The organism is uncultured Maribacter sp., from assembly GCF_947495965.1.
Lineage (GTDB): Bacteria > Bacteroidota > Bacteroidia > Flavobacteriales > Flavobacteriaceae > Maribacter_B.
In genome coordinates this window covers 41175-54713 of sequence record NZ_CANMBB010000009.1, presented here as the reverse complement: position 1 = coordinate 54713, position 13539 = coordinate 41175, and the positions used below count along the sequence as shown (strand labels likewise).

At 33.1% G+C, this 13539-nt stretch carries 12 protein-coding genes; all 12 read left to right on the top strand.

The features are described 5' to 3' along the window. Nucleotides 1-75 precede the first annotated feature (75 nt). Genes Q0820_RS14845 through ftsA form a run of 12 tightly spaced genes read left to right on the top strand, consistent with a single transcriptional unit; the run spans nt 76 to nt 13510 of the window. Nucleotides 76-549, top strand: coding sequence for a division/cell wall cluster transcriptional repressor MraZ (locus Q0820_RS14845; RefSeq protein WP_121068981.1), 474 nt, complete (start codon nt 76-78; stop codon nt 547-549). Beyond that, complete coding sequence (rsmH, locus tag Q0820_RS14840; protein ID WP_298488732.1) at nt 536-1432, top strand: 16S rRNA (cytosine(1402)-N(4))-methyltransferase RsmH; 897 nt, start codon at nt 536-538, stop codon at nt 1430-1432. Before Q0820_RS14845 ends, rsmH begins: the two co-directional genes overlap by 14 nt. Further along, complete coding sequence (locus Q0820_RS14835; RefSeq protein ID WP_298488730.1) at nt 1429-1764, top strand: FtsL-like putative cell division protein; 336 nt, start codon at nt 1429-1431, stop codon at nt 1762-1764. The genes rsmH and Q0820_RS14835 overlap by 4 nt, the downstream gene beginning before the upstream one ends. Beyond that, on the top strand, nt 1764-3773 hold the full coding sequence (locus Q0820_RS14830; protein WP_298488728.1) for a penicillin-binding protein: 2010 nt from the start codon (nt 1764-1766) through the stop codon (nt 3771-3773). Before Q0820_RS14835 ends, Q0820_RS14830 begins: the two co-directional genes overlap by 1 nt. Further along, a complete protein-coding gene (locus Q0820_RS14825) occupies nt 3770-5233 on the top strand; it encodes a UDP-N-acetylmuramoyl-L-alanyl-D-glutamate--2,6-diaminopimelate ligase (protein ID WP_298488726.1) in 1464 nt (487 codons plus the stop codon). Before Q0820_RS14830 ends, Q0820_RS14825 begins: the two co-directional genes overlap by 4 nt. 15 nt (nt 5234-5248) lie before the next feature. Beyond that, nucleotides 5249-6469, top strand: a complete 1221-nt coding sequence (gene mraY / locus Q0820_RS14820) for a phospho-N-acetylmuramoyl-pentapeptide-transferase (RefSeq protein WP_298488724.1) — start codon at nt 5249-5251, stop codon at nt 6467-6469. Between the two features lie 2 nt (nt 6470-6471). Further along, nucleotides 6472-7806, top strand: a complete 1335-nt coding sequence (gene murD / locus Q0820_RS14815) for a UDP-N-acetylmuramoyl-L-alanine--D-glutamate ligase (protein WP_298488722.1) — start codon at nt 6472-6474, stop codon at nt 7804-7806. Nucleotides 7807-7808: 2 nt separating this feature from the next. Continuing rightward, complete coding sequence (locus Q0820_RS14810) at nt 7809-9011, top strand: FtsW/RodA/SpoVE family cell cycle protein (protein ID WP_298488720.1); 1203 nt, start codon at nt 7809-7811, stop codon at nt 9009-9011. Then, nucleotides 8998-10089 (top strand): undecaprenyldiphospho-muramoylpentapeptide beta-N-acetylglucosaminyltransferase, encoded by a 1092-nt coding sequence (gene murG / locus Q0820_RS14805; protein WP_298488718.1) that lies wholly within the window; start codon nt 8998-9000, stop codon nt 10087-10089. Before Q0820_RS14810 ends, murG begins: the two co-directional genes overlap by 14 nt. Before the next feature lies 1 nt (nt 10090). Then, nucleotides 10091-11443 (top strand): UDP-N-acetylmuramate--L-alanine ligase, encoded by a 1353-nt coding sequence (gene murC / locus Q0820_RS14800; RefSeq protein WP_298488716.1) that lies wholly within the window; start codon nt 10091-10093, stop codon nt 11441-11443. Then, nucleotides 11433-12152 (top strand): cell division protein FtsQ/DivIB, encoded by a 720-nt coding sequence (locus Q0820_RS14795; protein WP_298488714.1) that lies wholly within the window; start codon nt 11433-11435, stop codon nt 12150-12152. Before murC ends, Q0820_RS14795 begins: the two co-directional genes overlap by 11 nt. A gap of 5 nt (nt 12153-12157) precedes the next feature. Continuing rightward, nucleotides 12158-13510 carry a cell division protein FtsA gene (gene ftsA, locus Q0820_RS14790; RefSeq protein ID WP_298488712.1) on the top strand — a complete coding sequence of 451 codons (1353 nt, stop codon included), beginning with the start codon at nt 12158-12160 and terminating at the stop codon, nt 13508-13510. Nucleotides 13511-13539 lie beyond the last annotated feature (29 nt).

Sequence of the window (13539 nt, the reverse complement as noted above, 5' to 3'; positions counted from 1 at the left end):
AACAAAGTGGTATTTTGTGGTAAATTGTGGTAATAAAATATATATATTTGAGTTGTAAAAAGTAAATACAGCGCTTTGGATATATTTTTCTTTGGGGTTTTTAATTGTAAAGCTGATGCTAAGGGTCGGGTAATGTTGCCTGTGAGTCTTAGAAACCAGATTGCGCCTGTATTAAATAATGGGTTTGTAGTTAAGCGCTCTTATTATGAAGATTGTTTGGAGTTGTATCCTATGAATGAGTGGAATACAGTAATGCGAGAGCTTAATGAATTAAGTAGGTACGAGGAAGAAAATATAGATTTTATCAGAAAATACACGGCCAGTTTAAGACAAGTAGAGATTGATGCTAATGGTAGGTTGTTAATTCCTAAAGATGTTATAACGGCAGTAGGTATTACAAAAAACGTTGTGTTAGCGCCAATAGGAAAACGTATTGAGATTTGGGATAAAGACCTGTATGATGCTAGAATATCTGCATCTAAAGAAGAGAAGGTTAGTCTAGCAAAAAAAGTAAGAAACACTGGAAAATCTAATAATGAGTTATCATAATCCTGTTTTGTTAGAAGAGTCTGTAGATGGGCTAGATATTAAAGAAGATGGTGTTTATGTAGATGTGACTTTTGGAGGAGGAGGGCATTCTAGAGAAATATTAAAAAGGCTAGGAAGTAACGGTAAGTTGTTTGCTTTTGATCAGGATGAAGATGCTTTGGCAAATGTAATTGAGGATGATAGGTTTACACTTATTAATGAGAATTTTAGATATATAAAGCAGTTTTTAAAGTTCTATGGCGTTCGGAAGGTAGATGGAATTTTGGCAGATTTTGGAGTTTCGTCACATCAATTTGATAAAGCAGAAAGAGGTTTTTCTACTCGTTTTAACGCAGATTTAGATATGCGTATGAGTAAAAAGAATATGGTTTCTGCATACAGTGTAGTAAATGAGTATTCTTTTGATGATTTAAGAAAGGTTTTGTTTCAATATGGCGATTTGCGTAACGCAAATGCAATGGCAAATAAGATTATAGAAAAAAGAGAAGAGGCTAAAATAAAGACAACCGAAGGTTTAAAAGAGGTTTTAAAACAATTTTTGCCGCAACATAAAGAGCATAAAATATTAGCACAAATATACCAGGCAATTAGAATAGAGGTAAATCAGGAGGTGCAGGTAATAGAAGAATTTTTGTTGCAAACGCCAGATTTGTTAGATGCAGGAGGTAGGTTAAGTGCAATAAGTTATCATTCTCTAGAAGATAGATTGGTAAAAAGATTTATAAGAGCAGGGCAATTTGAAGGGGAGCCAGAGAAAGATTTTTACGGTAATGTAGATGTTCCATTTAAAAAAGTAGGAGGACTTATAGTTCCGTCTAGGGAAGAGGTAAAAGAAAATAATAGAGCAAGGAGTGCTAAGCTTAGAATAGGGGTAAAACTATGAAAGTAAAGAAGGGCATATTGGATATTTTAAAGGGTAAGTTTTTAGTGAGTGGTGATGCTCCAAAAAATTGGCTCTTTATCATTTTTGCTTCTTTTTTGGCAACAATAATGATTGGTAGTTCGCACAGCGCAGATACTAAGGTGCATAAAATTGCAGCATTAAATGAGCAGGTACGTGAGCTAAGAAGTGAGTTTGTGGATGTGCGTTCTGATGTGCAAAGACTAAAGTTGGAATCAAAAATAACTGAGGTGTTAGCAGAAGCAGATTTGTATCCTTCAGAAACACCTCCAAAAAAAATAATGGTTAAATCTTTAAATGCAGAAATACAATAATGCCAGTAACAGATAAAAGTATATTAACAAGATTATACTTTGTAGCAGGAGGGCTTTTCCTTTTTGCTGTCGCTGTTATGTTTAAACTGGTGAGTATACAAATGGTGCATGGAGATAAGTATAAGGACTTGGCAGACAAGCGTACTTCTAAAATGTTTACTATAGCGCCTAATCGTGGTAATTTGTATTCTGATGATGGTAGTTTATTGGCTACATCAGTTTCTAGATATACTATTCGTTTTGATGCGGTTACTGTAAAGGATAAAACATTTAATGAAAATGTAAAACCTTTATCTAATGCATTGGCAAAACTTTTAGGAAATACGTCATCACATTATCAACAGTTACTCCGTAAGGCTAAGGCAAACAAAAATAGATACACTTTATTGGCAAGAAATCTAGATTATTCAGATTATATGGCAATAAAGGAATTTCCTTTATTAAAAATGGGTCCATATAAAGGGGGGTTAATTGTGGAGCAAAAAACAGTTAGAGAGCATCCTTTAGGTAAAATAGCAGAGCGTAGTGTAGGTTATGAACGCGTAGATGAAAATGGATATTACACAAGAGTAGGTTTAGAAGGAGCTTTTGGTCAGTATTTAGGAGGAGTAGAAGGTAAGCGTTTAAAACAAAAAATAGCAAAAGGACAATGGAAGCCTATTGGTACAGATAATATTGTAGAGCCACAAGATGGGTACGATGTTATTTCTACTATAGATGTAAACATACAAGATATAGCGCATCATGCTTTATTAAAACAACTAGATTATTATAAAGCGGATCACGGTTGTGTAATTGTAATGGAAACTAAAACAGGCGAGGTAAAAGCAATATCTAATTTAGGAAGAACCAAAGAGGGTAAATATTACGAGCGTCTTAATTATGCAATAGGAGAATCTCATGAACCTGGTTCTACTTTTAAGTTAATGAATATTGTTGCTGCTTTAGAAGACGGTATCATAGATACCAGTACTGTAAAAGATACAGAAAAAGGATATTGGAAAATTTATAAGCATAGAGTAAGAGATTCTAAGCATGGTGGTTATGGTAAAATTACTATGTCTAAAGCTTTTGAAGTTTCTTCTAACACGGCATTTGCTAAAATGATTCATAACGGTTATAAAGAAAATCCAGAACGCTATGTAAATAGGTTAATGAATATGGGTTTACATAAAACATTAGGGATGCCTATAAAAGGAGAGGGTAAACCAGTTATACGTTATCCAGGAGATAAAGGTTGGTCAGGTCTTTCTTTGGCGCAAATGGCTTATGGTTATGAAGTTGCGGTAACACCAATGCAAACTTTGGCGTTTTATAATGCTATTGCTAATGATGGTGAAATGGTGAAGCCAAGATTAATAAAAGAAGTAAAAGAATGGAATAGAACTGTAGAGGTTTTTGATAAAGAAGTTCTTAATCCGTCAATATGTTCTAAAGAGACTATATCTAAAGTTAAGCAGTTATTAAAAAATACAGTAGAAAAGAAGCATGGAACAGGGCACGGGTTGTATTCTCCTAATTTTTCTATGGCAGGAAAAACAGGAACTTGTCAAAAAGACTATGTTTCTAAAGACCCAGATAAATTAAAGTATATATCCACTTTTGCAGGTTACTTTCCTGCGGATAATCCTAAGTATTCTTGTATAGTAGTTATTCATGAACCAGATAAAAGTGTAGGTTATTATGGTGCAGATGTTTCTGGGCCAGTATTTAAGTCTGTAGCACAAAAAGTTTACGCTACATCTCCTTTGGTAGATGAGATTAATATGAAAGATGTTAAGAATAAAAATTTAGATTCTTCTTATCAAAAATATTATGCGCAAGTGCAAAAAAAACAAACAACAGTGCCAAATGTAAAAGGTATGTGTGGTATGGATGCTATTGCTATACTTGAAAACCTAGGACTTAATGTAGAGGTAAAAGGAAACGGAAAAGTAAAAAAGCAGTCGGTATCTAAAGGAACAGAAATAAGTAAAGTAAAAAATAAAATAGTACTAGTACTTTCATGAAATTACTTAAAGACATATTATTTGGGGTAAGCCTATCGGCAGTTAGTGGAGACACTAATTGTTTGGTTAATGCTGTATGTTTTGATTCTAGAAATGTAAGTTTAGATGATGTATTTGTGGCTATTAAAGGAACCATTACAGATGGTCATAAGTATATAGAAACTGCTATTAATTCTGGTGCTAAAGCTATAGTTTGTGAAACATTGCCAGAAGTTTTGGTAAATGGAGTAACCTATGTAGAAGTAGGTAACGGAAATAGTGCTTTGGCAATTATGGCTTCTAATTTTTATGATACGCCATCAAAAAACTTAAAATTAGTAGGTATTACAGGAACAAATGGTAAAACTACTATTAGTAGTTTATTATATCAATTATTTACAAAAGCAGGGTTTAAGGTGGGTTTAATATCTACTATAAAAATAGTTGTAGATAATAAAGAGTTTCCTGCTACGCATACTACGCCAGATGCTTTAACTATAAATAAGTATCTAAAATTAATGAATATTGCTGGGGTGGAGTATTGTTTTATGGAAGTAAGTTCGCACGGTATTCATCAAAAAAGAACAGAAGGGCTTGTTTTTGAGGGTGCAATTTTTACCAATCTTTCACATGATCACTTAGATTATCATAAAACTTTTGCAGAGTACAGAGATACTAAAAAAGTATTGTTTGATAACTTAAGTAAAAAGGCATTTGCACTTACCAATCTAGATGATAAGAATGGGGAGGTGATGCTCCAGAATACCAAAGCAAAAAAATATACGTATGCCTTAAAATCTTATGCAGATTATAGGGCACAAATATTAGAAAATAGATTTGATGGCCAGTTACTTAAGGTAAATGATCAGGAGTTGTGGACTAAATTAATAGGTCATTTTAATGCCTATAATATGCTTGCAATATTTGCTGCGGCGGAATTGTTGGGATTAGAGAATCTGGAGACCTTACGCTTATTGAGTGAGTTAGATAATGTAGATGGTAGGTTTCAATATTATATATCTAAAGAAAAAATTACGGCAATAGTTGATTATGCCCATACGCCGGACGCCTTGAAAAATGTACTTGAGACAATCAATACATTGAGGACTGGAAATGAAAACGTCATCACCGTTGTGGGGTGTGGTGGCGATAGAGACAAGTCTAAGCGTCCGGTAATGGGTAATATTGCTTCCGAGATGAGTAATAAAGCCATTTTTACATCCGATAATCCTAGAACAGAAGTAGCTAGTATTATAATTGAAGAAATGGAAGCAGGTGTGGAACCTCAAAATTTCAGAAAAATCCTTTCTATAGAAAATCGTAAACAAGCTATAAAAACAGCTTGCCAGTTTGCACAAGCTAATGATATTATTTTGGTGGCAGGCAAGGGGCACGAAACATATCAGGAAACCAATGGAAAAAGGGTAGATTTTGATGATTTTAAAATAGTGAAAGAGCTTTTAGCAGACCTAAACAAATAAGATAAAAAGAGAGCAATGCTGTATTATTTATTTGAATATTTAGAGAAACAATACCAATTTCCTGGAGCAAGTTTGTTCCAGTTTACTACGTTTCGTGCTGCAATGGCTATTCTTTTTTCTTTAATTATTGCTACCGTTTACGGAAAACGCGTAATAGTGTTTTTGCAAAAACAGCAAATAGGAGAAACGGTTAGAGATTTAGGTTTAGACGGGCAAAAGCAAAAAGCAGGAACACCAACCATGGGAGGGCTTATAATAATTATGGCAACTCTTATTCCTGTATTGTTATTTGCAAAATTAAATAACATCTATATTATTTTATTGCTAGTAACCACAGTTTGGATGGGTATTATTGGTTTTATAGATGATTATATAAAGATTTTTAAAAAGGATAAAGAAGGTTTAAAAGGACGTTTTAAAATTTTAGGACAAGTTGGTTTGGGTTTAATAGTAGGTGCAACTCTTTATTTTCATCCAGAAGTGACTATGCGTGAGCATAATAAAACGATGATTACTGAAAATTTTACAGTAGAGGAAATTCGTGGGCAAGACATAAAATCTACCATGACAACAGTACCTTTTTTTAAGAATAATGAAATGGACTATAGTAGTTTTATTTCTTGGATGGGAGACGGGGCTAAAGAATATGCGTGGTTATTGTTCATTCCTATTGTAATCTTAATTGTTACAGCAGTTTCTAATGGTGCTAACCTTACGGATGGTATAGATGGTTTAGCGGCAGGAACTTCTGCTATAATAGTGTTTGCGTTAGGTGTTTTTACATGGGTTTCTGGTAATTATATTTTTTCAGAATACCTAGACATAATGTTTATCCCAAGAGCAGGCGAACTATTGGTTTTTGTAACCGCTTTTATGGGGGCTTTAATAGGATTTTTATGGTATAATACATTTCCTGCTCAAGTATTTATGGGAGACACTGGGAGTTTAACTATAGGAGGTGTAATTGCGGTAATAGCTATTGTAATACGTAAAGAATTATTAATACCAGTGTTATGTGGAATTTTCTTTGCAGAGAATATATCAGTCATATTACAAGTAGGATATTTTAAATATACAAAGAAGAAAACAGGAGAGGGTAAACGTATTTTTTTAATGGCTCCTTTACATCATCATTACCAAAAGAAAGGCTATCACGAGAGTAAGATAGTAACTCGCTTTTGGATTATAGGAATCTTGCTAGCTATTATAACTATAGTTACGCTTAAAGTAAGATAATAATGCAAAGGTTAGTAATACTAGGAGGAGGAGAAAGTGGTGTTGGAACTGCAATTCTAGGAAAAAAAGAAGGATATGAAGTTTTTGTATCCGATAGAGGAAAAATAAAAGAGGAATATAAAAACGTTCTTAAACATTTTGAGATTAATTGGGAAGAAGAGGTCCATACAGAATCTAAAATATTAAATGCTAATGTAGTAATGAAAAGCCCTGGTATACCAGACAAAGTTGCTTTAATACAAAAACTACATGCAAGTGGTATCCCTGTTATTTCGGAAATAGAGTTTGCATCAAAATATACCAATGCAACCATAATTGGTATTACGGGTAGTAATGGAAAAACTACAACTACAATGCTTACAAACTATATTTTTAAAGAGGCAGGTTTACATGTTGGCATGGCAGGTAATATTGGTGATAGTTACGCCAAAATGGTTTCTGAAAATTCCTATGATTACTATGTTTTAGAGATTAGTAGTTTTCAGTTAGATGGTATTGTGGATTTTAAACCACACATAGCTATTTTAACGAATATAACACCAGACCATTTAGATAGGTATGATTATAAGTTTGAAAACTATATAGCTTCTAAATTTAGTATTGCAAAAAATCAAGAACCAGAAGACTATTTAATTTATGATGCAGATGATGAAGTAATAGTACAATGGTTGCAGAATAACCCAGTTAAATCTCAATTAATTCCTTTTTCTATAAAAGAACAATTAGAAGAAGGAGCATTTATTCAGGACGAAAAAATAATAATAAAGACACAAAATAACACTATAGAAATGACGACAGAGACCTTGGCCTTAGAAGGAAAACACAATCTTAAAAATACAATGGCAGCATCTACTGCTGCAAAATTGGTAAGCATAAGAAAAGAGACTATACGTAATAGTATTGCTGCTTTTCAGGGTGCAGAACATCGTTTAGAGAAGGTGTTAAAAATTAATCATGTACAGTATATAAATGATTCTAAGGCTACCAATGTAAATGCAACTTACTATGCTTTGGATAGTATGAAAACGGCTACGGTTTGGATAGTTGGCGGTGTAGATAAAGGAAACAATTATAAAGAACTAATGCCTTTAGTAAGAGAAAAAGTAAAGGCAATTATTTGTTTAGGAGAGGATAATTCTAAAATTATAGATGCCTTTGGTAATGTTGTGGATTTGTTGGTGGAAACATATGCTATGGAAGAAGCGGTGAAAGTGGCATATAAAATAGCTGGTCGTGGAGAAACAGTGTTATTGTCTCCTGCATGTGCAAGCTTCGATTTGTTTAAGAATTACGAAGACAGAGGAAATCAATTTAAAGCAGCAATTAAAAATTTATAAAAGTGCTTAAATTATTTAAAAATATTGGTGGAGATAAAGCTATTTGGGCAGTTGTTGCTCTTTTGGCTCTATTCTCATTTTTACCAGTATATAGCTCTAGTAGTAACTTGGTTTATGTTGTTGGTAATGGTACTACTATGGGGCATTTAGTAAAACACGCTTTGCTTTTATTTTTAGGTTTCGGAATTATTTATGGAGTGCATAAAATTCCAACGCATTTTTTTAAAGGGCTGTCCTTAATAGCAATGCCTGTAGTTTTAATTTTATTGGTATTTACACTGGCACAAGGAACAACAAGTGGAGGAACAAATGCTAGCAGATGGATTCGTTTACCGTTAGTAGGTTTAGGGTTTCAGCCATCCAATTTGGCGGCTGTGGTTTTAATGATTTATGTAGCTCGTTACCTTACTAAAATAAAAGATAAAGTAGTCACTTTTACAGAGAGTATACTCCCTTTATGGGTTCCAGTTTTTTTAACGGTTGTGTTAATTTTACCGGCAAACTTTTCTACTGCAGCTATTATTTTTTCTATGGTCTTAATGCTTTGTTTTTTAGGAGGGTATCCTATTAAATATTTGTTAGGAATTATAGGTACAGGAATAGCCTTTTTAGCAATTTTTATTCTTACAGCGAAGGCAGCTCCAGATTTGTTTCCAAATAGAGTAGATACTTGGATGAGTAGGGTAGATAACTTTGCAAATCCGGCAGATACAGATGCAGATTACCAAATAGAAAGAGCAAAAATAGCTATAGCAACAGGAGGTATAGTTGGTAAAGGAGCAGGAAAGAGCGTACAGAAAAATTTCTTACCGCAAAGTTCTTCCGATTTCATTTTTGCTATTATAGTAGAAGAATATGGTTTAATAGGAGGTTTTGTGTTGATGTTTTTTTATTTATTACTGCTTTTTAGAATAATAGTAGTAGCAAATGGGAGCACAACAATATTTGGGAAATTACTGGTTTTAGGAGTGGGTTTGCCAATTGTTTTTCAGGCATTAATTAACATGGCTGTTGCGGTAGAATTATTCCCTGTCACTGGGCAAAATTTACCATTAGTTAGTATGGGAGGAACCTCTAGTTGGATGATTTGTTTGGCCATAGGAATAATATTAAGTGTTAGTAATAAAGAAACCGAAATAGAAGAGAATATAAGTACAGATATAGATGAAGCTAACCCTTTAGAGATATTAAGTGGACAATTATAAATTTATTCTTTCTGGAGGAGGTACAGGTGGGCATATTTATCCGGCTATTGCCATAGCAAATGAGTTAAAGAAAAGATACCCAAATGCAGAGTTTCTTTTTGTTGGGGCAAAAGATAGGATGGAGATGGAGAAAGTGCCACAAGCAGGATATAAAATTGAAGGCTTGTGGATTACAGGATTACAACGAAAGTTGACTATAAAGAATTTAATGTTTCCTTTTAAACTAATAAGCAGTTTGTTAAGAGCAAGAAAAATAGTATCGCAGTTTAAACCTAACGCCGTAATTGGTACTGGGGGCTTTGCTAGTGGACCGTTACTTAAAATTGCATCAGGGAGAAAAGTGCCTTGTTTATTGCAGGAGCAAAATTCTTATGCAGGGGTTACAAATAAACTTTTAAAAGATGCTGTAGCTAAGATTTGTGTTGCTTATGATGGTATGGATAAATTTTTTCCAGCACATAAAATTGTAAAAACAGGAAACCCTGTTCGTGAAGATTTAATTACCCTTGCTACGGATAAGAAAGAGGCTTTAAGTTTTTTTGAGTTAAAGGAAAGTAAGCAAACATTAGTTGTTTTAGGAGGTAGTTTAGGAGCTCGTAGAATAAACCAATTAATAGAGAAAAAACTAGATTTTTTTAAAGAAGCAGGTTTGCAAATTATATGGCAGTGTGGTAAGTTATATTATGAGGAGTTTAAAAAATACAATTCAGACACTATAAAAGTAATGGCTTTTATAAATAAAATGGATTATGCTTATGCTAGTGCAGATGTTATTATCTCAAGAGCAGGTGCAGGTTCTGTATCCGAGTTAAGTATTGTTGGTAAACCTGTGGTTTTTATACCGTCGCCAAATGTGGCAGAAGACCATCAAACAAAAAATGCAATGGCTTTGGTGAATAAAAATGCTGCTGTACTAGTAAAGGAAAAAGATTTAGAGGCTGATTTTGATACTACTTTTTCAGGGTTAATTACATCAAAAGAAAAGCAAGAAGAAATTGCTAAAAACATAAAGAATATGGCATTGCCAAATGCTACCAAAGATATAGTGGATCAAATAGAAATATTATTGCAAAAATAAAATGAATTTAAAACAAATACATAACGTTTACTTTATAGGCATAGGTGGCATAGGAATGTCTGCTCTAGCACGTTATTTTAAATTCATAAATAAAAATGTGGCAGGGTATGATAAAACAGAGACCCCATTAACACAAGAGCTTCGGGGAATTGGAATAGCAATACATTATGAAGATGCTATAAATACTATTGCTGCAGAATACCTAGATGTAGAAAAAACACTTATAGTTTATACTCCTGCTGTACCAACTACACATGGGGAGTATCAATACTTTTTAAATAATGGTTTTACAATAAAAAAACGTTCAGAGGTATTGGGAATTATTACTAAGGATACTTTTTGTTTTGCAGTTGCTGGTACCCATGGAAAAACTACAACATCGAGTATTTTGGCTCATTTGTTAAAAGAAACGGGAACACCCATTACTGCTTTTTTAGGGGGTATATCAGAAGATTTTAATAGTAATTTTCTTTTAGAAGGAACAGAGTATTCTGTTGTAGAGGCCGATGAGTTTGATCGTTCTTTTTTACAATTATCTCCGAGTATGGCATGCATAACCTCTATGGATGCAGATCATTTAGATATTTATGGAACAGAAGAAGAATTAAAAAATTCATTTAAAGAATTTACAAAACGTATAAAACCAAATGGGAAGCTGTTTGTACGTAAAGGTTTACCTATAGATGGTATTACTTATGGAATAGAAGATGATTCGGATTTTTGTATTCGAAATTTAAAAATAGAACATGGTGCCTACATTTTTGATTTGGGAACTCCTAGTGAAGTTGTAAAGGGAGTTACTTTTAATAAACCAGGGAGACATAATTTGTTAAATGGTTTAGTTGCTTTTGCAATGGCGATACAGGCTGGTTCCCCTGCCAATCGCCTTGCTAATGCGCTTGCTACATTTAAGGGCGTGCAACGTAGGTTTTCTTATCAAATTAAAACCAATAATTTAGTTTATGTAGATGATTATGCGCATCATCCTACAGAAATTAATGCAGTTTGCGATGCAATTTATGAAATGCATCCAGAAAAAAAAGTGTTAGCTATTTTTCAGCCACATTTATTTTCAAGGACTAAAGATTTTATTGAAGAATTTGCAGAAAGTCTGTCAAAGTTTGATAGTATTTTGTTGTTAGATATATATCCGGCAAGAGAAAAACCTATAGAAGGAGTTACTTCAAAATGGCTGTTGGATAAAATAAAAAACCCTAATAAAAAATTAATTAATAAAGCAAATATTATTTCAGAAATTAAACAACAAAACCCTGAAATAATAATTACAATGGGAGCAGGAGATATTGGTTTAGAGGTAGAAAAAATAAAAAAAGAATTATACTATGAAAATTAATTGGAATTATATTAAGATTTTTGGTTTAAGCCTTGTTTTATTAGGTTTGTACGCGTTTTCTAATCATAGAAATGGAGAAAAAAATATAAAAAAAGTAAATATAGAATTTGTTGGAAATGACAATTTATACCTTACGCAAGGCATGGTTAATAAATTGTTAATACAAAATTACGGGAACCTTGAAAACGTCTCAAAAGAAAAATTAGCTTTGAATACTGTGGAGAAGGCTATTGAAGCTAATGACATGGTGAAAAAAGCCCAAGTGTATCTTACTGTAGATGGGGAGCTTACGTCTAGAATTGTTCAACGAAAGCCAATCGCAAGAATTACGGGGAATACAAATTGTTATCTAGATGATGAAGGAAAACGCATGCCGTTATCCAGAAATCACTCGGCTAGGGTACCAATTATTACGGGTAAAATATCGGGAGATAGTTTAGAAGATGTGTATGAAATTTTAAAATACATAAATGAAGATGAGTTCCTAAGAAAAAATGTAATAGGAATTCATATTGAAGATGTAAATAACTATCAACTAAAATTTAGAATGGAACAATTTGTTGTTAGTCTGGGTGGAGTAGATAATTTGGAAGAAAAATTTAACAATTTTAAGGCCTTTTATACCAAGGCTAATAAAGATAAAACTTTGGAGAACTTTACAATGGTTAGCCTAGAGTTTAATAATCAAGTAGTGTGCACCAAAATATAGAAACAATGGAACAAGCTAATTATTCAGTAGGTTTAGACATAGGTACTACCAAAATTGTAGCAATTATTGGTAAGGAGAATGAATATGGTAAAATCGAAATTCTTGGCATTGGTAAATCTAAGAGTTTGGGAGTACATAGAGGTGTCGTAAATAATATTACGCAAACTATAAAATCTATACAACAAGCTGTAGAGGAAGCAGAAGCTAATTCTGGTTTACGAATAGGTTCTGTTGTTGTTGGTATAGCAGGGCAACACATACGTAGCTTACAGCACAGTGATTATATTTCTAGAGAAGATTCTGAAAAGGTTATTAATGATAATGATTTGGATACGCTTTGTAACCAAGTATATAAATTAATAATGCTACCTGGAGAAGAAATTATTCATGTATTACCACAAGAGTATAAAGTAGATGGGCAGGCAGAAATTAAAGAGCCTATTGGAATGTATGGTGGTAGGTTAGAGGCTAATTTTCACGTAGTAGTTGGTCAAGTAACTTCTATAAAAAATATTGGTAGATGCATTAAAAGTGCAGGTTTAGATCTAGGAAATATAACTTTAGAGCCATTAGCATCGTCTAATGCAGTATTAAGTCAAGAAGAAAAAGAAGCTGGTGTAGCATTAATAGATATAGGAGGTGGTACTACAGATTTAGCCATTTTTAAAGATGGTATTATAAGACATACTGCTGTTATCCCTTTTGGAGGTGGTGTAATTACAGAAGATATAAAAGAAGGTTGTTCTATTATAGAAAAACAAGCGGAGCTTCTTAAAATAAAATTTGGTTCTGCATGGCCAGGAGAAAATAAGGATAATGAAATAGTATCTATACCTGGTTTAAGAGGCAGAGAGCCAAAAGAAATATCACTTAAAAATCTTTCTAAAATTATTCATGCAAGAGTTGTAGAAATTATTGAGCAGGTATATGTAGAGATAAAAAACTACGGTCATGAAGAGCAAAAGAAAAAATTAATTGCAGGTATAGTTTTAACAGGAGGCGGCAGCCAATTAAAACATTTAAAGCAATTAGTAGAATATATTACAGGAATGGATACTAGAATAGGGTATCCTAATGAGCATTTAGCAGGAGATTCAGATAAAGAAGTAGTAAGCCCATTATATGCAACCAGTGTTGGTTTGTTAATGAATGCTATAGAGAACGACGCTAAAATTAAAAGAATAGAAGAGTTAAATAATTTAGAGCAAGAAGAGAATACTACGGTAACTGAAGAAGAACCTGTTTTAGTAGAAAATGGGAATTTAGAAGCACCGCAAGAACAAAGTAAAGCCCCTAGAAAATCTGTTTTAGATAAATGGTCTGATAAGCTGAAAGACTTTTTAGATAACGCAGAGTAGAACAATTAGAATAAAGAACACATATTAAC